A 20190-nucleotide genomic window follows, 5' to 3' on the forward strand; every position below is an offset into this window, starting at 1 on the left:
AGCTCCCCGAACTCGCGATGCCGTGGCAGGCCGTCGAGCCGCCCGAGCCGCGGCTGCTCGCGCTGAACGAGACGCTCGCGGCAGAGCTCGGCCTCGATCCGGCCTTCCTGCGCAGCGAGCACGGCGTGCGCCTGCTCGTCGGCAACGCGCTGCCCGAGGGCGCGCAGCCCGTCGCGCAGGCCTACGCGGGGCACCAGTTCGGCGCCTACTCGCCCGTGCTCGGTGACGGCCGGGCGCTCCTGCTCGGGGAGCTCGTCGATCGCGAGGGGCGCCTCCGCGACCTGCACCTCAAGGGCTCGGGCGCGACGCGCTTCGCGCGGGGCGGCGACGGCCTCGCGGCGGTCGGACCGATGCTGCGCGAGCACATCGTGAGCGAGGCGATGCACGCCCTCGGCATCCCGACGACCCGCTCGCTCGCCGTCGTCGCGACCGGTCGCTTCGTGCGCCGCGACGAGTGGCTCCCGGGCGCCGTGCTCGCGAGGGTCGCGAGCAGCCACCTGCGGGTCGGCACCTTCCAGTTCGCCGCCTCGACGGGCGACGTCGACGTGCTCCGCCGCCTCGCCGACCACGCGATCGCCCGCCACGCCCCAGCGGCCGCCGAGAGCGCCGCCCCGTACCTCGGGCTCTACCGCGTCGTGATCGCGGCACAGGCCGCCCTCATCGCCCAGTGGATGCTCGTGGGATTCGTGCACGGCGTCATGAACACCGACAACACGACCATCTCGGGCGAGACCATCGACTACGGGCCGTGCGCGTTCATGGAGGCGTACGACCCGGCGACGGTCTTCAGCTCGATCGACCACCGCGGGCGCTACGCCTACGGCAACCAGCCGGGCATCGCCGAGTGGAACCTCGCCAGGCTCGGCGAGGCGCTCATGCCGCTGCTCGCCGACGACCAGGAGCGGGCGCTCGAGCTCGCCGTCGGAGCGCTCAAGGGGTTCGCGCCGCAGTACCGCGCGGCGTGGCTCGCCGGTATGCGCGCCAAGCTGGGCCTCGGCGACGACGTCGACGACGAGGCGGCCGCGCTGCTCGTCGACGAGCTGCTCGCAATGCTCGAGTCGAGCCGCGTCGACCTCACGACCTTCTTCCGCGGCCTGAGCGACGTCGCACGCGGCCGCACGGATGCGACGCGCGATCGCTTCGTGCACCGGGCCGCCTTCGACGCGTGGGCCGAGCGATGGCTCGCCCTGCGCCCCGAGGCCGCGGCGATGGACCGGGTGAACCCCGTCTACGTGCCGCGCAACCACCTCGTCGAGGAGGCCCTCGCCGCGGCGACCGAGGGCGACCTCGCCCCGGTCGAGCAGCTGCTCGACGCGGTGCGCCGACCCTTCGACGAGCGCGAGAGCCTCGAGCGCTACGCGGAGCCCGGCCCCGAGGCCGACTTCCGCGCCTACCGCACGTACTGCGGAACCTGACCGCAGGCCGCGCCTACGATGGAGCGGTGACCACCGGATTCGATCTCTTCTCCGACCGTGCCATCGTCGCCATGCGCGTCGACGGCGAGTTGCAGGACCTCGCTCGCGAGGTGCCCGACGGCGCGAGCGCGGAGCCGGTGACGATCGAGAGCCCCGACGGCCTCGAGATCCTGCGCCACTCCGCCGCGCACGTGCTCGCGCAGGCCGTGCAGCGCGTCAACCCCGAGGCGCGGCTCGGCATCGGCCCGCCCGTGCAGGACGGCTTCTACTACGACTTCGACCTCCCCGAAGCGTTCTCGAGCGACGACCTCAAGGCGCTGCAGAAGGAGATGGAGCGCATCGTCAAGGCCGGCCAGCGCTTCGTGCGCCGCGTCGTGACCGACGAGGAGGCGCGCGCCGAGCTCGCCGACGAGCCCTACAAGCTCGAGCTCATCGGCCTCAAGGGCGGGGCGGAGAAGGCCGCAGAGGGCGCATCCGTCGAGGTCGGCGCGGGCGAGCTCACGATCTACGACAACGTCGACCCGAAGACGGGCGAGGTCGCGTGGAAGGACCTGTGCCGCGGCCCGCACCTGCCGAGCACGCGCCTCATCGGCAACGGCTTCGCCCTCACGCGCGTCGCCGGCGCCTACTGGCGCGGCAAGACCGACCTGCCGCAGCTGCAGCGCATCTACGGCACCGCGTGGCCCTCGAAGGACGAGCTGCGCGCCTACCAGCAGCGCCTCGAGGAGGCAGCGAAGCGCGACCACCGCAAGCTCGGCCGCGAGCTCGACCTCTTCTCGTTCCCCGACGAGATCGGCTCCGGCCTCTCGGTCTGGCACCCGCGGGGCGCGATCGCGCGCGGCGAGATGGAGCAGCACGCCCGCCGCCGCCACATCGAGCAGGGCTACAGCTACGTCTACACGCCGCACGTCACGAAGCGCGACCTCTTCGTCACCTCCAACCACCTCGTCACGTACGGCGAGGGGATGTGGCCCCCGATCCACATGGACGAGGAGCGCGACGACGAGGGCAACGTCACGAAGCAGGGCGTCGACTACTACCTCAAGCCGATGAACTGCCCGATGCACATCCTCGTCTACAAGTCGACCGCTCGGAGCTACCGCGACCTGCCGCTGCGGCTCGCCGAGAACGGCACCGTCTACCGCAACGAGCTCTCCGGCGCGCTCCACGGCCTCACGCGCGTGCGCGGCTTCACGCAGGACGACGCGCACCTCTTCGTCACCCCCGAGCAGCTCGAGGAGGAGACGACGAAGGTGCTCGAGTTCGTGCTCTCGCTCCTCAAGGACTTCGGGCTCACCGACTTCCGCCTCGAGCTCTCGATGCGCGACGACGAGAAGGAGAAGTGGATCGGCGACGAGTCCGTCTGGGAGACGGCGACGGATGCGCTGCGGCGCGTCGCGCGGGCATCCGGGCTCGAGGTCGTGGAGGAGCCGGGTGAGGCCGCCTTCTACGGGCCGAAGATCGACCTCAAGGTGACCGATGCGATCGGCCGCTCGTGGCAGCTCTCGACCGTGCAGCTCGACTTCAACCTGCCCGAGCGCTTCGAGCTCGAGTACACCGCCGCCGACGGCTCGAAGCAGCGGCCCATCATGATCCACCGGGCGCTCTTCGGCTCGATCGAGCGCTTCTTCGCGATCCTGCTCGAGCACTACGCGGGCGCCTTCCCGGTGTGGCTCGCGCCCGTGCAGGTCGTCGGCGTGCCCGTCGCGGCGGACTACGCCGAGTACCTCGACGACATCGCGGCGCAGCTGCGCGCCAAGGGCGTGCGCGTCGAGGTCGACCGCTCCGACGAGCGGATGCAGAAGAAGATCCGCACGCATACGCTCATGAAGGTGCCGTTCCAGCTCATCGCGGGGGAGAAGGACCGCGACGCGGGCAGCGTCTCGTTCCGCTTCCGCGACGGAACGCAGGACAACGGCGTGCCGGTCGACGAGGCGATCCGCCGCATCGTCGAGGCGATCCAGACGAAGGCGCTCGTATGACCGACGAGCGGCACCTCAGCGACCGGGACCTCGGCGACCGGGACCTCGACGAGCCGGCTGAGCGCGCCGCGGTGCAGCGCGATGCACTCCCGGCGTTCGACCCGGCGGAGCCGCCCGAGGAGCCGCTCGTCGCCGAGCACGCGTGGGGCGCGCCGACCCAGATGTCGAGCGAGCTGCCGGGCGTGCCGGATGCGTTCCAGCGCCTCTGGACGCCGTATCGGATGGTCTACATCCAGAACGGCCAGATGCCCGACGAGCACGCGTGCCCGTTCTGCCGCGCCCCGGAGCTGCCGGACGACCAGGGGCTCATCGTGCACCGCGGCGAGACGTGCTTCGTGCTGCTGAACCTCTACCCGTACAACACGGGTCACATGATGGTGTGCCCCTACCGCCACGTCGGCATGTACGACCAGGCGACGACCGAGGAGGTCGCCGAGATGGCGGTGCTCACGCAGACCGCGATGCGCGTGCTCTCGCAGGTCACGCGCTGCCAGGGCTTCAACATCGGCATGAACCAGGGCCGCATCGCCGGCGCGGGCATCGCCGACCACCTGCATCAGCACATCGTGCCGCGCTGGTCGCTCGACTCGAACTTCTTCCCGATCATCGCGAAGACGAAGGCGCTGCCGATCCTGCTCGAGGACATGCGCCAGGACATCCAGTCCGCCTGGCCGGTGTGACGATCGGTCACGCCCGGTGACGCGCCGGGTGCGCGCCGGAGGCTCCGCACCCGCGTAGCATTGACCGACGTGACCGAGAACCGCACCAGCACCACCAGCACGTCCACGACCGGCTCCGCGCGCGTCAAGCGCGGCCTCGCCGAGATGCTGAAGGGCGGCGTCATCATGGACGTCGTCACCCCCGAGCAGGCCCGCATCGCCGAGGACGCGGGGGCCGTCGCGGTCATGGCGCTCGAGCGCGTGCCCGCCGACATCCGCGCGCAGGGCGGCGTCGCCCGCATGTCCGACCCCGACCTCATCGACGCGATCAAGGCCGAGGTCTCGATCCCGGTGATGGCGAAGGCGCGCATCGGCCACTTCGTCGAGGCGCAGGTGCTCGAGGCGCTCGAGGTCGACTACATCGACGAGTCGGAGGTGCTGAGCCCCGCCGACTACGTCAACCACATCGACAAGTGGCCCTTCACGGTGCCGTTCGTGTGCGGCGCGACCAACCTCGGTGAGGCGCTCCGCCGCATCACCGAGGGCGCGGCGATGATCCGCTCCAAGGGCGAGGCCGGCACGGGCGACGTCTCCGAGGCGACCAAGCACATCCGCACCATCAAGGGCGAGATCCGTCGCCTGCAGGGCCTGTCGAAGGACGAGCTCTACGTCGCGGCCAAGGAGCTGCAGGCGCCGTTCGACCTCGTCGCCGAGGTCGCCGAGCGCGGGTCGCTCCCCGTCGTGCTCTTCACCGCCGGCGGCGTCGCGACGCCCGCCGACGCGGCGATGATGATGCAGCTCGGCGCCGATGGCGTCTTCGTCGGGTCCGGCATCTTCAAGTCGGGCAGCCCCGAGCGCCGCGCGGCCGCGATCGTGAAGGCGACGGCCGCGTTCGACGACCCCAAGGCGATCGCGGATGCGTCGCGGGGCCTCGGCGAGGCGATGGTCGGCATCAACGTGGCCGACCTGCCCGCGCCGCACCGGCTCGCCGAGCGCGGCTGGTGACGAGCGGCGCGCCGCGCGTCGGCGTGCTCGCCCTCCAGGGCGACGTCCGCGAGCACGCGGCGATGCTCGAGTCGCTCGGGGCCGAGGTGTCGCTCGTGCGCTCGCCCGCGCAGCTCGCGGCCGTCGACGGCCTCGTGCTGCCGGGCGGCGAGTCGAGCGTCATCGACAAGCTCGCGCGGCAGCTCGGGCTTCGCAAGCCGATCCGCGAGCGGATCGCGACGGGCATGCCGGTGCTCGGCACGTGCGCTGGCCTCATCCTGCTCGCCGAGCGCATCCTCGACGGGCTGCCGACCCAGCTGCCCTTCGGCGGCCTCGACGTCGACGTGCGGCGCAACGCCTTCGGCAGCCAAGTGGACTCGTTCGAGACGGAGCTCGACGTCCCCGCGCTCGGCGACGAGCCCGTGCACGCGACCTTCATCCGCGCGCCCGTCGTCGAGCGCGTCGGCGAGGGCGTCGAGGTGCTCGCAGCCGTGGGGGAGCGGATCGTCGCGGTCGAGCAAGGCACCGTCACCGGCATCGCCTTCCACCCGGAGGTCGGCGGCGAGCCCCGCTTCCACCGCCGCTTCCTCGATCGCGTGGAGCGTGTCGGGCGTGCGTGATCGGATGCGCCGGTGACCGTCACCGAGCTCGAGGCACCCGCGCGCGGCCTCGCGCGCCTGCCGTGGCAAGCGCTCTGGATCGCGCTCGCCCTCATCTGGGGCTCGTCGTTCCTGCTCATGAAGCTCGGCCTCGACGGGCTCCACCCGATGCAGATCGCGACGCTGCGCATCGGCGTCGCCGCCATCACGCTCGTGCTGCTCGCGCTCGCGATGCGCGTGCGGCTGCCGAGCGATGCGCGCACGTGGGCGCTGCTCGCGGTGTGCTCGTTCTTCCTCACCGCGCTGCCGTTCACGCTCTTCGTCGTCGCCGAGACGCGCATCTCGTCGAGCCTCACGGGGCTCGCGAACGCCGCGACGCCGATCGCGACGGTGGTGTTCGCGCTCCTGCTGCTCCCGAGCGACCGGCTGACGCCGCGGAAGCTCGGCGCCGTGCTGCTCGGGCTCGTCGGCGTCGTGCTCATCGCGCAGCCCTGGACGGCGCACTCGGGGCCCGACGTCGTGGGCCTCCTCATCGCGGTCGGCGGCGCCGCGTCCTACGGCGTCGGGTGGACGCTCAACCGGCGCCTCCTCGCGCACCGCGAGGTGCCCGGCATCGCGCACCCGACCGCGCTCATGGTGACCGGGCTGCCGATGGTGCTCGTCGCCCTGCTCGCCTGGAGCGCCCTCGAGGGCTGGTCGCCGATCGGCTCGCACGCGCCCGAGGCGCTGCCGCTCGCGCTCGTCGCGACGATCGCGCTCGGCGTGCTCGGCACCGGGCTCGCCTACGTGCTGCAGTTCGAGGTCGTGCGCGCCGTCGGCCCGACCGTCGCCGCGACCGTGACCTACCTCATCCCGGTCGTCGCCGTCGCGCTCGGCGTGCTCGTGCTCGGCGAGCGGCTCGGCGTGTGGGAGATCGTGGGCGCCGCCGTCGTGATCGGCGCCGGCGTGCTCGTCGGGCAGCGACCGAAGGGGAGTGGCGCCGCGGCGCGAGCCGCGACGCGATGAGCCTGGGCGCATGGTTCGATCGAGCCGTGCAGCTCTACTCCAGCCGTCCTTCGGCCGCGCTCTGGCAGGTCGTCGCCGACCTCGCCGCCGTGGCGACCATCGTCGTCGCCGTCTGGGTCTCGCAGCAGGTGGCAGGCGCCATCCGCTCGCTCGGGGGCTTCGGCAGGCAGATCGAGGATGCGGGGAGCGGCTTCTCGACGACCCTGACGGACGCGGGGACGGCGCTCGAGCAAGTGCCGTTCGTGGGCGAGGGGATCGCTGCGCCGTTCCGCGATGCCTCCGGCTCGGCCGACGACCTCGCGGCGGCGGGCGTGGCGCTCTCGAGCGGCGTCGAGGCGCTCGCTGCCGCGGTCGGCATGGCGCTGTGGCTGCTGCCGACCCTGCTCGTCGTGCTCATCTGGCTCGTGCCGCGCTTGCGGTTCGTCTTCCGCGCCCGCTCGAGCCGCCGGCTCGCGGCGACGCGGGCCGGTCGCGACCTGCTCGCGATGCGCGCGATCGTCGGGCAGCCGACCGCGCGGCTGCTGCGGGCGGTCGACGACCCCGTCGCGGCGCTGCGCGCGGGCGACGAGGCCGCGCTCGGCGCGCTCGCGGCGCTCGAGCTGCGCAGCGCGGGGGTGCGGGCCCCCGCCGCTTGAGGGACTCGCCGCGGATCCCGGGGCCCGGGACGGACCCCGGCGCTGGCGTCGCGGTCGAGGCCCGAAATGGCCTCGACTCCAAGCTCCAGCGCGCAGTCGTAGGATGGACACCCCCTCCCGCGATCAGGAAGCAGCATGTCCGGACACTCCAAGTGGGCCACGACCAAGCACAAGAAGGCCGTCATCGACGCCCGGCGCGCGAAGTCGTTCGCGAAGCTCATCAAGAACATCGAGGTCGCCGCGAAGATCGGCGGCGCCGACCTCTCGGGCAACCCGACGCTCGTCGACGCCGTGCAGAAGGCGAAGAAGACGAGCGTCCCGAACGACAACATCGACCGCGCGATCAAGCGCGGCGCGGGCCTCACGGGCGAGTCGGTCGAGTACACGACCATCATGTACGAGGGCTACGCGAGCGGCGGCGTCGCGCTCATGATCGAGTGCCTCACCGACAACAAGAACCGCGCTGCCGCCGAGGTGCGCGTCGCGATGAGCCGCAACGGCGGCACGATGGCCGACCCGGGATCCGTCGCCTACAACTTCACCCGCAAGGGCGTCGTCTCGATCGAGAAGACCGACGGCGTCGACGAGGATGCGATCCTCGAGGCCGTGCTCGACGCGGGCGCCGAGGAGGTCGTCGACCAGGGCGGCGGCTTCGAGGTGCTCTCCGAGCCGAGCGACCTCGTGCAGGTGCGCACGGCGCTGCAGGACGCGGGCATCGACTACGACTCTGCCGAGGCCGAGTTCGTGCCGAACCTCAAGGTCGAGGTCGACCTCGAGACGGCGCGGAAGGTGCTGCGGCTCGTCGACGCGCTCGACGAGCTCGACGACGTGCAGAGCATCTACGCCAACTACGACATCCCGGCCGAGGTGCAGGCGCAGCTCGACGAGGAGGAGTAGGGCGTGCGCCCCGGCGCCGTGCGCGTGCTCGGGGTCGATCCCGGCCTGACGCGCTGCGGCGTGGGCGTCGTCGACGTCGAGCGGCGCACGCCGACGCTCGTGCACGTCGAGGTCGTGCGCTCGAGCGCCGACGAGGCGATCGAGCAGCGGCTGCTGCGCATCGCGCGCGGCGTCGAGGCGGCGATCGAGGAGCACCGCCCCGATGCGATCGCGCTCGAGCGGGTGTTCGCGCAGGCGAACCTCCGCAGCGTCATGGGCGTCGCGCAGATCTCGGGCGTCGTGCTCCGCGCGGCCGCCGAGCGCGGCATCCCCATCTCGCTGCTCACGCCGACCGAGGTGAAGGCCTCCGTCACGGGCTACGGCGCGGCCGACAAGCGTCAGGTGGGGGAGATGGTGCGCCGGCTGCTGCGGCTCGACGCCGCCCCGAAGCCGGCGGACGCGGCGGATGCGCTCGCGATCGCGATCGCGGAGGGCTGGCGCACGCGCGTGCCTGCGAGCGGGATGCCGAGCGGCTCGGCGACGCCGGCGCAGCGCGCGTGGGCCGCTGCCGAGGCGCGCGCTCGTCGCTAGCGCTGGCGCAGGCCCCGACGGCCGATCTCGACGGCGATGAGCACGACGAGGCAGAAGGCCAGCAGGCCGACGGTGAAGACGATGCCCTCGAAGCCCACGAACTGCGCCGAGGAGCCCATGAGCACGAACGACCCGATCATGACGATCATGAGCAGCAGGAACAGGATGTAGCGCATGGGATCTCTCGGGTCGGGACCGGCAACGGGCGGTGCAAGGCTATCAGCGCACGGCGCGGCCGACGGTGCCGCGCGAGCGGCCCGGCATAGGCTGATCGGGTGATCTCCTCCCTCGACGGCACGGTGCTCGCCGCGCGCGGCCAGCGCCTCGTCGTCGGGGTCGGCGGCGTCGGCCTCGCAGTCGCGGTCACTCCGCAGGCGTCGCTCGCCGCGCGCGTCGGCGCGGCGGTGTCGCTCCGCACGCACCTCGTCGTGCGCGACGACGAGCTCTCGCTCTACGGCTTCGAGACCGAGGCGGAGCTCGAGGCGTTCGAGCTGCTCATCGCCGTCTCGGGCGTCGGGCCGAAGTCGGCGCTCGGCGTGCTCGCGCACCTCTCTCCCGACGAGCTCGCGCGAGCCGTCGAGGCGGAGGACGAGAAGGCGTTCAAGGCCGTGAGCGGCATCGGTCCGAAGACGGCGAAGCTCATCATCCTGCAGCTCACGGGCAAGCTCGCGGCGCCGGCCGCGCCGCAGCCGGTCGCGCCCGGGGCGGATGCGCGGGCGGACGTGCTCACGGCGCTCACGGGGCTCGGATGGCCCGAGCGCACCGCTGCCGACGCGATCGAGCGCGCGGCGGTCGCGGCGCCCGAGGCCGCCGCGTCGACCGGCTCGCTGCTGCGCGCCTCGCTCGCGATCCTCGGACCGGGAGCGCGGCCGTGACCGATCCGCTCACCGATCCCGCCGCGACGCCGGACGAGCTCGCCTTCGAGGGCGCGCTGCGCCCGACGAGCCTCGCCGAGTTCGTCGGCCAGCCCAAGGTGCGCGGGCAGCTCGAGGTGCTGCTGCAGGCCGCTCGGCTGCAGGAGCGCACGCCCGACCACATCCTGCTCGCCGGCCCTCCCGGGCTCGGCAAGACGACCCTCGCGACGATCATCGGCGCCGAGACCGGCCGGCCCATCCGCTACTCGTCGGGCCCCGCCATCCAGCACGCCGGCGACCTCGCGGCGGTGCTCTCGGCGCTCGTGCCCGGCGAGGTGCTCTTCGTCGACGAGATCCACCGCATGGCGCGCTCCGCCGAGGAGATGCTGTACCTCGCGATGGAGGACTTCCGCATCGACATCATGGTCGGCAAGGGCGCCGGCGCGGCCTCGATCCCGCTCGAGCTCGCGCCGTTCACGCTCGTCGGGGCGACGACGCGCTCGGGCATGCTGCCCGCGCCGCTCCGCGACCGCTTCGGGTTCACCGCCCACCTCGAGTTCTACGAGCCCGACGACCTCGAGCGCGTGCTCGCCCGCTCGGCGCGGCTGCTCGACCTCGAGATCGAGCGCGCCGCGCTCGCCGAGCTCGCGCGCCGCTCGCGCGGCACGCCGCGCATCGCCAACCGGCTCCTGCGGCGCGTGCGCGACTGGCTGCTCGTGCACGCCGGCTCGAGCGACCTCGACGGCGTGCGGGCGGCGCTCGAGCTCTACGACGTCGACGAGGCCGGGCTCGACCGCATCGACCGCGCCGTGCTGCACGCGATCGCGCACCGCTTCCGTGGCGGGCCCGTCGGGCTCTCGACCCTCGCGGCGGCGATCGGGGAGGAGACGGACACGATCGAGTCGGTCGTCGAGCCCTTCCTCGTGCGCGAGGGCCTCATCGGCCGCACCCCGCGCGGCCGCGTCGCGACGCCCGCAGGCATGCGGCACGCGGGCGCCCAGCACCTGGACGCGACGCTCGACGGGGTATGATGGGCCCTTGGTCGAGCGCGGAGCCGCGCCCGGCGAACCACCCCGAGAGGTCCCTTCACGACGATGCTGTTCCTGCAGACGACGCCCGCCGCCCAGACCGGGTTTGCCCTCGACCCGCTCACCATCATCATGCTCCTCGTCCTCGCGGCGATGATCTTCTTCATGTTCCGGAGCAACAAGAAGCGCAAGGCGCAGGCTGAGGAGCTCCAGTCGAAGATGGTGCCCGGCTCCGAGGTCATGACGAACTTCGGCCTGTTCGGCGAGCTGCGCTCGATCGACGAGGAGCGCAACGAGGCGTTCATCGAGATCTCGCCCGGCACGATCGTGCGCGTGCACCGCCAGACGCTCGCCCGCGTGGTCGACGACCACGTCGAGGAGGCCTCCGACAGCTCGATCGAGGACGCCGGCGACGCCGGCGAGCCGCGCGACCGCGCCTGATCAGTGGCGAAGGCTCGATCGAAGGGGGCGCGCGCCCTCATCTGGCTCGTGGTGCTCATCGCGGGCCTCATCGGCGTCAACTTCGGCGCCGTGCAGTGGGGCGGCGGCTCCTGGACCCCGGAGCTCGCGCTCGATCTCGAGGGCGGCACGCAGATCGTGCTCGAGCCCGTCGTCGCCGAGGGCGCGTCCGTCTCGCAGGAGCAGCTCGACCAGGCCGTGGCGATCATCCGCCAGCGCGTCGACGCCTCGGGTGTCTCCGAGGCCGAGATCACCACCCAGGGCGGCCGCAACATCGTCGTCGCCCTCCCGGGCGAGCCCGACGCCGCCACGATGCAGCGGATCCAGGCGAGCGCCAAGATGGAGTTCCGCCCGGTGCTCGCCTCCGCGCCCGCGAACGCGCCCGGCGCGACGCCCGCGCCCGCCGAGACCCCCGCGCCGAGCGAACCGACCGTGACGCCCGAGACCGCGTGGGACCAGGCATGGATCACGCCGGAGCTGTTCTCCGAGTTCGAGGCGTTCCAGTGCGCCGACGTCGACACGACGACGGTCGCGCCCGCCGATGAGCCCTTCATCACGTGCTCGACCGACGGCACCGCGCGCTTCATCCTCGGACCGGTGACGGTCGAGGGCGCCGACATCGCCGACGCGCAAGTGGCCCCGGCGACCAACTCGCAGGGCCAGGCGACAGGCGGCTGGGCCGTGAACCTCGAGCTCGACGGCGAGGGCCCCGCCGGCTTCGAGGCCACGACGCGCGGCATCACGAACCTGCCCGAGCCGCAGAACCAGTTCGCGGTCGTGCTCGACCAGACCGTGCTCATGCCGATCACGTCGAACGTCATCATCACCGACGGCAACGCGCAGATCTTCGGCAACTTCACGCAGGAGGCGGCGCAGAGCCTCGCCGATCAGCTGCGCTTCGGCGCGCTGCCGATCGGCTTCCAGGTGCAGTCGAACGAGACGATCTCGGCGACGCTCGGCGCCGACCAGCTGCGCGCGGGCCTGCTCGCTGGCCTCATCGGCCTCGTGCTCGTCGTCGTCTACTCGGTCTTCCAGTACCGCGCGCTCGGGCTCGTGGTCGTGCTCTCGCTCGCGATCGCGGCGGTGCTCACCTACCTCGTCGTGACGTTCCTCTCGAGCACCGAGGGCTACCGGCTCTCGCTCGCGGGCATCGCGGGACTCGTGATCTCGATCGGCATCACCGCCGACTCGTTCATCGTGTACTTCGAGCGCATCCGAGACGAGCTGCGCGAGGGCAAGCACCTCTCGAGCGCGCTCGAGACGGGCTGGAAGCGCGCGTTCCGGACGATCCTCGTCTCGGATGCGGTGAGCTTCCTCGCCGCCGTGATCCTGTTCCTGCTCTCGGTCGGCAACGTGCGCGGGTTCGCCTACACGCTCGGCATCACGACGTTCATCGACATCGTGGTCGTCGCGCTGTTCACGCATCCGCTGCTGCGACTGCTCTCGCGCACGCGCTTCTTCTCGCAGGGGCACCGGCTCTCGGGCCTCGACCCGCAAGCGCTCGGCGCCGTCTACCGCGGCCGCGCGAAGTTCCGCGAGCCCGTGGCCGCCGGCAAGGGCGTGCGCTCGGCCGGTGAGGCGCAGCGCCGCCAGACGATCGCCGAGCGGAAGGCCGCCATGGCCGACGCGACGGCCAAGGAGGACTGATGGCTTCGCTCACCACGATCGGCAACGAGCTCTACACGGGCGAGCGATCGCTCCCGGTCGTCGGCAAGCGCAAGCTCTGGATGGCCGTCGCCGTCGGCGTGCTCATCCTGCTCGCGCTCGGCACCGTGATCCGCGGCGGCTTCGTCTTCGGCATCGAGTTCACCGGCGGCAGCGAGTTCCGCGTCACGGGGCTCTCGTCGGCGTCCGCCGAGGGGGCCGCCGAGGCCGTCGAGTCGGTCGCGCCCGAGGCCGAGGCGCGCGCCGTCACGCTCGGCTCCGACACCGTGCGGGTGCAGACCGACGCCGTGACCGAGGAGCAGGCGGCCGAGATGCGCGCAGCGCTCGCCGACCTCTACGGGGTCGAGAGCGGCGAGGTCGCGTTCTCCTTCATCGGCCCGTCGTGGGGCGCCGACGTCTCGCAGCAGGCGCTCCGCGCGCTCGTCGTCTTCCTCGTGCTCGTCTCGATCGTGCTCGCCGTCTACTTCCGCACCTGGAAGATGGCCGTCGCGGCGCTCGCCTCGCTCGCGTTCGACCTGCTCGTGACCGCGGGCGTCTACGGCATCGTCGGCTTCGAGGTGACGCCGGCCGCCGTGATCGGCTTCCTGACGATCCTCGGCTACTCGCTCTACGACACGGTCGTCGTGTTCGACAAGGTGCGCGAGAACACCGCGCCCGGCACGAGCGGCGGGCTGCTCGACAACATCAACCTCGCGGTCAACCAGACGATCGTGCGATCGATCAACACCTCGATCGTCGCGACCCTGCCGATCGCGTCGGTGCTCTTCATCGGCGCGCTGCTGCTGGGCGCCGGCACGCTGCGCGACATCTCGCTCGCGCTCTTCATCGGCACGATCGTCGGCACCTGGTCGTCGATCTTCGTCGCCGCTCCCGTCTACGCGCAGCTGCGGCAGGGCGACACGATCGCCGAGGCGAAGGCCAAGCCCGCGGCGAGCGAGCGCGGGGCGGTCGTCTAGCAGGGAGGGGGAAGGGCGATGAGCGACACCCAGCAGTCCTCGGGCGGCTTCCGCACGCTCCTGCCCTTCCTCTTCTCGCGCTCGCACCGCGCGGGCGCCGTCGACGAGCTCATCCGCACGGTCAAGGCGCAGCACCCGAAGGCCGACACGGGCCTCATCCAGCGCGCGTACATCGTCGCCGAGGAGGCGCACCGGGGGCAGTACCGCAAGTCGGGCGAGCCCTACATCACGCACCCCGTCGCGGTCGCGCAGATCCTCGCCGACCTCGGGATCGGCGCGATCACCGTCGCCGCCGCGCTCCTGCACGACACGGTCGAGGACACGACCTACACGCTCGAGCAGTGCCGCGCCGACTTCGGCGACGAGATCGCGATGCTCGTCGACGGCGTCACGAAGCTCGACAAGCTGAAGTACGGCGAGTCGGCGCAGGCTGAGACCGTGCGCAAGATGGTCGTCGCGATGTCGAAGGACATCCGCGTGCTCGTCATCAAGCTCGCCGACCGCCTCCACAACGCGCGCACGTGGGGCTTCGTCTCGGACGAGTCGGCGCAGCGGAAGGCGCGCGAGACGATCGAGATCTACGCGCCGCTCGCGCACCGGCTCGGCATCCAGACGATCAAGGTCGAGCTCGAGGACCTCTCGTTCGCGGTGCTGCAGCCGAAGGTCTACCTCGAGATCAAGAACCTCGTCGAGGCGCGCGCGCCCGAGCGCGAGCGCTACCTCGACGAGGTCGTCGCCGGCCTCACGGAGGACATGCGGGCCCAGAAGATCCGCGGTCGCATCGCGGGACGGCCGAAGCAGTACTACTCGATCTACAACAAGATGCGACTGCGCGGGCACGACTTCGCCGACATCTACGATCTCGTGGGCGTGCGCGTCATCGTGCCGACCGTGCGCGACTGCTACGCGGTGCTCGGCGCGATCCACGCGCGCTGGCAGCCCATGCCGGGGCGGCTGAAGGACTACATCGCGACCCCGAAGTTCAACCTCTACCAATCGCTCCACACGACGGTCATCGGCCCGCGCGGCCACCACGTCGAGATCCAGATCCGCACCGAGGAGATGCACCGCCGCGCCGAATACGGCGTCGCGGCGCACTGGAAGTACAAGCAGGGCGGCGGCGCGATGTCGCCGACCGACATGGCGTGGCTGCAGCACATCAACGACTGGCAGGAGGAGACGACCGATCCCGGCGAGTTCCTCGAGTCGCTGCGCTTCGAGATCGGCGCGAAGGAGCTCTACGTCTTCACGCCGAAGGGCAAGGTCATCGGCCTGCCGGCGGGCGCGACACCCGTCGACTTCGCCTACGCCGTGCACACCGAGGTCGGCCACCGCACGATGGGATCGAAGGTCAACGGCCGGCTCGTGCCGCTCGACACGAAGCTCGCGACCGGCGACGTCGTCGAGGTGCTCACGTCGAAGAGCCCCGACGCGGGTCCGAGCCAGGACTGGCAGGGCTTCGTCACCTCGCAGCGCGCGCGCAGCAAGATCCGCCAGTGGTTCCAGCGCGAGCGGCGCGACGAGGCGGTCGAGGTCGGCAAGGAGGCGATCGCGAAGGCGATGCGCCGCCACGACCTGCCGCTGCAGAAGCTCATGGGGCGGGATGCGTTCGCGCAAGTTGCCGCGCAGCTCAAGTACGACGACGTCACGGGTCTCTACGCGGCCGTCGGCGAGGGCCAGGTCTCGACCCAGTCGGTGCTCGAGAAGGTCGTCGCGGCGGTGCGGGCGGAGGAGTCGGCCGACGAGGACGACCAGCCCGTCCCGATGCTCCCCACGCGCGCGCCGCGACCCGCGTCGAGCGCCTCCGGCGTGCTCGTGCGCGGCGCCGACGACATCCTCGTGAAGCTCTCGAAGTGCTGCGCCCCGGTGCCGGGCGACGACATCGTCGGCTTCGTCACGCGCGGTCAGGGGGTGAGCGTGCACCAGCGCTCGTGCCCGAACGTGCAGGGGCTGCTGCAGGAGCCCGAGCGCATGATCGAGGTCGAGTGGGCCGCTGCCTCGAAGGGCCTGTTCCTCGTGAACACGCAGGTCGAGGCGCTCGATCGCTCTGGCCTGCTGAGCGACATCACGCGCGTGCTGAGCGAGCACCACGTCAACATCCTCTCGGCGAGCGTGCACACCGGCAGCGACGCCCTCGCCATCAGCCGCTTCGCGTTCGAGATGGGCGACGTCACGCACCTCGACAGCGTGCTGAACGCCGTCCGCCGCATCGACGGCGTCTACGACGTCTACCGCATCACGACCGGCTGAGCGCGCTCACGCCATCGCGCGGGTCTCGGCGTCGAGCACCTCGGGCGAGAGGGCGTGCTCGATGAGGCAGCCCTCGTTGCCTCAGCGGCACGGCGCGCTCGAGCCCGGCACGCGCACGTGCGCGAGGTCGCCCGCCGTGCCCTTCGCGCCGCGCTGGAGCCGGCCGCCCGAGATGATGCCCGCACCGATGCCCGTCGCGACCTTCACGAGCACGAAGTCGTCGGTCTCGGGCCACGCGGTGCGCTGCTCGCCGAGCGCGCGCACGTTCCAGCCCGAGCGGCCGGGCCCATCCGGCCCCGAGCGCGTGAGCGTCGACGACGCGGCGTGGGCGCTGCTCGACCTCGAGCGGCTCAACGAGCTCACGGTCACCTCGGGCCGCGACGGCTGGCCCGCGCGCGTGCTGGTGACCGAGGCGCACCACCCGCTGCTCGAGGGGTGGTGGCCGCCCGGGCACGTGCTCGGCTGGGACAGCACCTTCACGGCGCAAGCGGCCGACCTGCTGCGGGCGATCGCCGCGGGCGCTCCGCCCGAGCCGTCGTTCGCCGACGGCCTCGCGGTGCAGCGCGTGCTCGACGCCGTCGGGCGCAGCGACGCGGCGGGCGGTGCGAGGATCGACCTGAGCGAGACCGACCAGGGCCACGACGACCGAGCGGAGACGACGCGATGACGCGACCCTTCACCCTGTTCACCGGCCAGTGGGCCGACCTGCCGTTCGAGGAGGTCGCGCGGCTCGCGGGCTCGTGGGGCTTCGACGGGCTCGAGATCGCCTGCTGGGGCGACCACCTCGACGCCTCCCGCTGGGACGACGCCGACTACGTCGCGGGCCGCCGCGAGATCCTCGAGCGCAACGGGCTCGGGGTGTGGGCGATCTCGAACCACCTGCACGGGCAAGCGGTGTGCGACGACCCGATCGACTTCCGCCACGAGGCGATCGTGCGCCCGCGCGTGTGGGGCGACGGCGACCCCGAGGGGGTGCGTCAGCGCGCCGCCGCCGAGCTCATGGACACCGCGCGGATGGCGCGCGCGCTCGGCGTGCAGACCGTCGTCGGGTTCACCGGCTCGTCGATCTGGCAGTACGTCGCGCAGTTCCCGCCCGTGCCCGACGCCGTCATCGAGCGCGGCTACCAGGACTTCGCCGAGCGCTGGCACCCCATCCTCGACGTCTTCGAGGAGTGCGGCGTGCGCTTCGCGCACGAGGTGCACCCGAGCGAGATCGCGTACGACCACTGGTCGACGGTGCGCACGCTCGAGGCGATCGGGCACCGCGCATCCTTCGGCCTCAACTGGGACCCGAGCCACATGCTGTGGCAGGGGATCGACCCGGTCGCGTTCCTGACGGACTTCGCCGACCGGATCTACCACGTCGACTGCAAGGACACGAGGATGCGGATGGGGGATGGGCGCAACGGCATCCTCTCGTCGCACCTCCCGTGGGGGCACCCGCGGCGCGGCTGGGACTTCGTCTCGGCGGGGCGCGGCGACGTGCCGTGGGGCGACGCGTTCCGCACGCTCACCGCGATCGGCTACGACGGGCCCATCTCGATCGAGTGGGAGGACGCCGGGATGGACAGGCTGCAGGGCGCTCCCGAGGCGCTCGCGGCGCTGCGGCGCTTCGACCTCGACCCCTCGGCGGCGCGCTTCGACGCCGCCTTCGGACAGGCCTGAGCCGGCTGCCGCGGGCGGGGACGACGGAGGGCCGGGATCTCGCGATCCCGGCCCTCTCCGTCATCGGCTCAGCCGGCGGCGGCGACGACCTCGAGCCACGAGCGCTTCGTCTGCAGCTCGGCCTCGAGCTCGGCCTTCCGCGACGCGTCGCTCGTCTCGGCGATCTCGGCCTCGAGCTTCTCGATCGCCTCCTCGAGCTGCCCGGCGAGGCCCTCGGAGCGCGCCTTCCGCTCGGGGTTGGAGGCGTTCCAGTGCCGCTCGTCGAGCTCGCGCACGTGCGTCTCGATCTTGCGCATGCGGTCCTCGACCTCGCGCAGCGCCTCGCGCGGCACGCGGCCGATCTCGTCCCAGCGTCGCTGGATGCTGAGCAGCGCCTCGCGGGCCTTCGCGCGGTCCTTCATCTCGAGGATGGGCGCGGCCTCGTCGAGCAGCGCGCGCTTCGCGGTGAGGTTGCCGGCGTACTGCTCGTCGTCGATCGCGGCCTGCTCGGCCTTCGCCGAGAAGAGCACGTCGCCCGCCTCCTTGAACTGCGCCCACAGGGCGTCGTCGACCTTGCGGCCCGCGCGGCCGGCGGCCTTCCACTGGTCGAGGAGCGAGCGGTAGGCGGGGATGCCATCGGAGCCCTTCGGCGCGAGCGCCTGCGCCTGCTCGACGAGCGCCTGCTTGCGGGCGCGCACGTCCTTGTGGGAGGCGTCGAGCTCCGCGAAGAACTTGCGGCGCGCCGACTCGAGCGTCGCGCGAGCGTCGCGGAAGCGCTTCCAGAGCGCGTCCGCCTGGCTCTTCGACAGGCGCGGGCCGTCCTTCTGCAGGCGCTGCCAGTCGGCGAAGAGCGCGTCGACCCGCTGCATCGTCTGCTTCCACTGCACGTTCTCGAGGTCGCCGCTCGCGAGCCGCTCGATCGACTCGACGACCGTCGTGCGCTCGGCGAGCGCGGCCTCGACCTCGGCGCGGCTCGCGGCCTGCTGCTGCGCCTCGAGCTCGCCGAGCTCGCCGCGCAGGGCGTCGAGCCGAGTCAGGAGCGAGGCGATGTCGCCGACGGCGTTCGCGTCCTGCACCGTGCTGTGGAGGTGGGAGGCCGCCTTCGCGACGTCGCGCGCGCTCGCACCGCCGCGGATGCGCTGCTCGAGCAGGCGAACCTGGCCCTCGAGGTCGGCGAACTTGCGCTCGAAGTAGGCGAGCGCCTCGGTGGCCTCGACGTCGGGGAACTGGCCGACGACGCGCCAGCGCTCGCCCTCCTGCACCGCGACGGTGCCGGTCGCGTCGACGCGGCCGAGTCCCCGCTCGACGACGGGCTCGCCCATCTGCTGCTCGGTCTCGGCCGCGGGCTGCTCCGCCTCGGCGGCAGGCTGCTCCGCCTCGGCGGGCTGGGCTGCCTCGGCGGGCTGCGCTGCCTGCGCGGGCCCCCCGGCGTCGGCGGGCTGGGCTGCCGCTGCCGGCTGCTCGGGAGCGGGCGCGGACTCGACCGGCGCCTCGTCGGCCGACAGCTCGGCGACAGCCTGCTCGACCGGCGCCTCGTCGGCCGACAGCTCGGCGACAGCCTGCTCGACCGGGATCCCGGTCGCGGCGTCGGCGGCCGCGGCCATCTCGGCGGCGCTCGCCTCGACCTCGGGCTGCGCGTCGTCGAGCGGCTCGGGGGCAGCGGTCGGCTGCTCCGCGACGGCGCTCTCCTCGGTGAGGGCGGTCTCCTCCGCCGGGGCGGAGTCGGTGGGCTGGGTGGAGTCGGTCATGACGGGATCTCTCAGACGAGGGGAGGGGCGCATCGAGCGTACCGCGATGCGCGACGGCGGCTACTCGAGCGTGAAGTCGTCGATCGTCACCGGCTCGGCGGGCGGGCCGTCGGGCACGTCGCCCTGCGTGCCCTTCGCGATGACCTCGTCGCGGAGCGCGTCGAGCCCCGAGGTGACGCGGCCGATGACGGAGTAGCCGCCGGCGCTGTCGGAGGGGATCATCGTGTCGCCGTAGACGATGAAGAACTGGTGGCCGTTCGAGTCGGCGTTGTTGCCCTGGCGAGCCATGGCGATCGTGCCCTCGGCGTACATGTCGTCGGCGGGCGCGTTCTCGATCGGGCCGTACATGAACGACGGATCGCCGCCGCCCTGGCCGTCCGCCGAGCCGCACTGGAGCACCGAGAAGCCCTCGCTCGTCGTGAGGCGGTGGCACGTCGAGCCGTCGTAGTAGTCGCGCTGCGCATCGAACAGCACCGCCGAGACGGCCTGCGGCGCAGCCGCGCCGTCGAGCTCGACCTCGAGCTCGACGCCGTTGATCGTCATCGAGCCGTTCCAGGCCCGGCCTTCGGCGAGCGAGGGATCGGGCACGAGCGACTCGGCAGCCGGGTCGCTCGCCGCCGGTGCCGCCGTGTCGGCCGGATCCGCCGGATCGGCCGGCTGCTGCAGCCCGATGAGCGCCGCCCCGCCGAGCAGGACGGCGAGCGCGAGGCCGCCGCCGATCAGGGAGTCGCGACGCTGCCGGCGCTTGCGGCGCTCGTGCACCGTCTGCCGCGCGCGGTAGTCGCGCACCCGGCGCTCCTGCTCCTGCTTCGTGACCACTCGGCTCTCCTCCCGCTCCGC

20 protein-coding genes and 1 pseudogene are annotated in these 20190 nt (G+C 72.4%); 17 read left to right on the forward strand and 4 right to left on the reverse strand.

Annotated elements, in window-relative coordinates; translation table 11 throughout:
• Nucleotides 1-17: 17 nt before the first annotated feature.
• From JSQ78_RS02030 to ruvC, 9 genes are all read left to right on the forward strand, one after another.
• Nucleotides 18-1415 carry a protein adenylyltransferase SelO gene (locus JSQ78_RS02030; protein ID WP_211450453.1) on the forward strand — a complete coding sequence of 466 codons (1398 nt, stop codon included), beginning with the start codon at nt 18-20 and terminating at the stop codon, nt 1413-1415.
• Nucleotides 1416-1486: 71 nt separating this feature from the next.
• Complete coding sequence (gene thrS, locus JSQ78_RS02035) at nt 1487-3397, forward strand: threonine--tRNA ligase (RefSeq protein WP_249295969.1); 1911 nt, start codon at nt 1487-1489, stop codon at nt 3395-3397.
• Between the two features lie 161 nt (nt 3398-3558).
• Complete coding sequence (locus JSQ78_RS02040; RefSeq protein WP_211450454.1) at nt 3559-4077, forward strand: HIT family protein; 519 nt, start codon at nt 3559-3561, stop codon at nt 4075-4077.
• 144 nt (nt 4078-4221) lie between these two features.
• Entirely contained in the window at nt 4222-5061 is an 840-nt protein-coding gene (gene pdxS, locus JSQ78_RS02045; RefSeq protein ID WP_249295971.1) for a pyridoxal 5'-phosphate synthase lyase subunit PdxS, read from the forward strand.
• Nucleotides 5055-5660: a pyridoxal 5'-phosphate synthase glutaminase subunit PdxT gene (gene pdxT, locus JSQ78_RS02050; RefSeq protein WP_211450455.1), complete on the forward strand. Its 606-nt coding sequence runs from the start codon at nt 5055-5057 to the stop codon at nt 5658-5660. Before pdxS ends, pdxT begins: the two co-directional genes overlap by 7 nt.
• 12 nt (nt 5661-5672) lie before the next feature.
• Complete coding sequence (locus JSQ78_RS02055) at nt 5673-6644, forward strand: DMT family transporter (RefSeq protein ID WP_249295815.1); 972 nt, start codon at nt 5673-5675, stop codon at nt 6642-6644.
• 26 nt (nt 6645-6670) lie between these two features.
• Nucleotides 6671-7279: a hypothetical protein gene (locus JSQ78_RS02060; protein ID WP_211449021.1), complete on the forward strand. Its 609-nt coding sequence runs from the start codon at nt 6671-6673 to the stop codon at nt 7277-7279.
• Nucleotides 7280-7414: 135 nt separating this feature from the next.
• The gene (locus JSQ78_RS02065) at nt 7415-8176 is read left to right on the forward strand and encodes a YebC/PmpR family DNA-binding transcriptional regulator (protein ID WP_211449023.1); all 762 of its coding nucleotides are present in this window, start codon (nt 7415-7417) and stop codon (nt 8174-8176) included.
• Between the two features lie 3 nt (nt 8177-8179).
• Nucleotides 8180-8746: a crossover junction endodeoxyribonuclease RuvC gene (ruvC, locus tag JSQ78_RS02070; RefSeq protein ID WP_249295817.1), complete on the forward strand. Its 567-nt coding sequence runs from the start codon at nt 8180-8182 to the stop codon at nt 8744-8746.
• Here the strand turns inward: ruvC and JSQ78_RS02075 are convergent.
• Nucleotides 8743-8922, reverse strand: a complete 180-nt coding sequence (locus tag JSQ78_RS02075; RefSeq protein WP_211449025.1) for a hypothetical protein — start codon at nt 8920-8922, stop codon at nt 8743-8745. The genes ruvC and JSQ78_RS02075 overlap by 4 nt on opposite strands.
• Before the next feature lie 99 nt (nt 8923-9021).
• On the opposite strand from JSQ78_RS02075, the gene ruvA reads away from it, so the two are divergent.
• From ruvA to JSQ78_RS02105, 6 genes are all read left to right on the forward strand, one after another.
• Nucleotides 9022-9621: a Holliday junction branch migration protein RuvA gene (ruvA, locus tag JSQ78_RS02080; protein ID WP_249295818.1), complete on the forward strand. Its 600-nt coding sequence runs from the start codon at nt 9022-9024 to the stop codon at nt 9619-9621.
• Entirely contained in the window at nt 9618-10631 is a 1014-nt protein-coding gene (ruvB, locus tag JSQ78_RS02085) for a Holliday junction branch migration DNA helicase RuvB (RefSeq protein ID WP_249295819.1), read from the forward strand. The genes ruvA and ruvB overlap by 4 nt, the downstream gene beginning before the upstream one ends.
• A gap of 63 nt (nt 10632-10694) precedes the next feature.
• Nucleotides 10695-11069 (forward strand): preprotein translocase subunit YajC, encoded by a 375-nt coding sequence (locus JSQ78_RS02090; protein ID WP_249295820.1) that lies wholly within the window; start codon nt 10695-10697, stop codon nt 11067-11069.
• Nucleotides 11070-11072: 3 nt separating this feature from the next.
• Nucleotides 11073-12734, forward strand: a complete 1662-nt coding sequence (secD, locus tag JSQ78_RS02095) for a protein translocase subunit SecD (RefSeq protein WP_211449028.1) — start codon at nt 11073-11075, stop codon at nt 12732-12734.
• Nucleotides 12734-13708, forward strand: coding sequence for a protein translocase subunit SecF (gene secF, locus JSQ78_RS02100; protein WP_026373739.1), 975 nt, complete (start codon nt 12734-12736; stop codon nt 13706-13708). Before secD ends, secF begins: the two co-directional genes overlap by 1 nt.
• Nucleotides 13709-13726: 18 nt before the next feature.
• Nucleotides 13727-15958: a RelA/SpoT family protein gene (locus JSQ78_RS02105; RefSeq protein ID WP_211449030.1), complete on the forward strand. Its 2232-nt coding sequence runs from the start codon at nt 13727-13729 to the stop codon at nt 15956-15958.
• A gap of 84 nt (nt 15959-16042) precedes the next feature.
• Here JSQ78_RS02105 and JSQ78_RS13780 read toward each other — a convergent pair.
• A pseudogene (locus JSQ78_RS13780) lies at nt 16043-16225 on the reverse strand (ROK family protein); the annotation flags it as partial.
• Nucleotides 16226-16262: 37 nt separating this feature from the next.
• On the opposite strand from JSQ78_RS13780, the gene JSQ78_RS13785 reads away from it, so the two are divergent.
• Entirely contained in the window at nt 16263-16625 is a 363-nt protein-coding gene (locus JSQ78_RS13785) for a hypothetical protein (RefSeq protein ID WP_349305128.1), read from the forward strand.
• Complete coding sequence (locus tag JSQ78_RS02115; RefSeq protein WP_211449034.1) at nt 16622-17623, forward strand: sugar phosphate isomerase/epimerase family protein; 1002 nt, start codon at nt 16622-16624, stop codon at nt 17621-17623. Before JSQ78_RS13785 ends, JSQ78_RS02115 begins: the two co-directional genes overlap by 4 nt.
• A gap of 68 nt (nt 17624-17691) precedes the next feature.
• On the opposite strand, the gene JSQ78_RS02120 is transcribed toward JSQ78_RS02115, so the two are convergent.
• On the reverse strand, nt 17692-19350 hold the full coding sequence (locus JSQ78_RS02120) for a DUF349 domain-containing protein (RefSeq protein ID WP_249295821.1): 1659 nt from the start codon (nt 19348-19350) through the stop codon (nt 17692-17694).
• 60 nt (nt 19351-19410) lie between these two features.
• Nucleotides 19411-20169, reverse strand: coding sequence for a peptidylprolyl isomerase (locus tag JSQ78_RS02125; protein WP_211449036.1), 759 nt, complete (start codon nt 20167-20169; stop codon nt 19411-19413).
• Between the last annotated feature and the right edge of the window lie 21 nt (nt 20170-20190).

The sequence above is a fragment of the Agrococcus sp. Marseille-Q4369 genome (assembly GCF_018308945.1).
Lineage (GTDB): Bacteria > Actinomycetota > Actinomycetes > Actinomycetales > Microbacteriaceae > Agrococcus.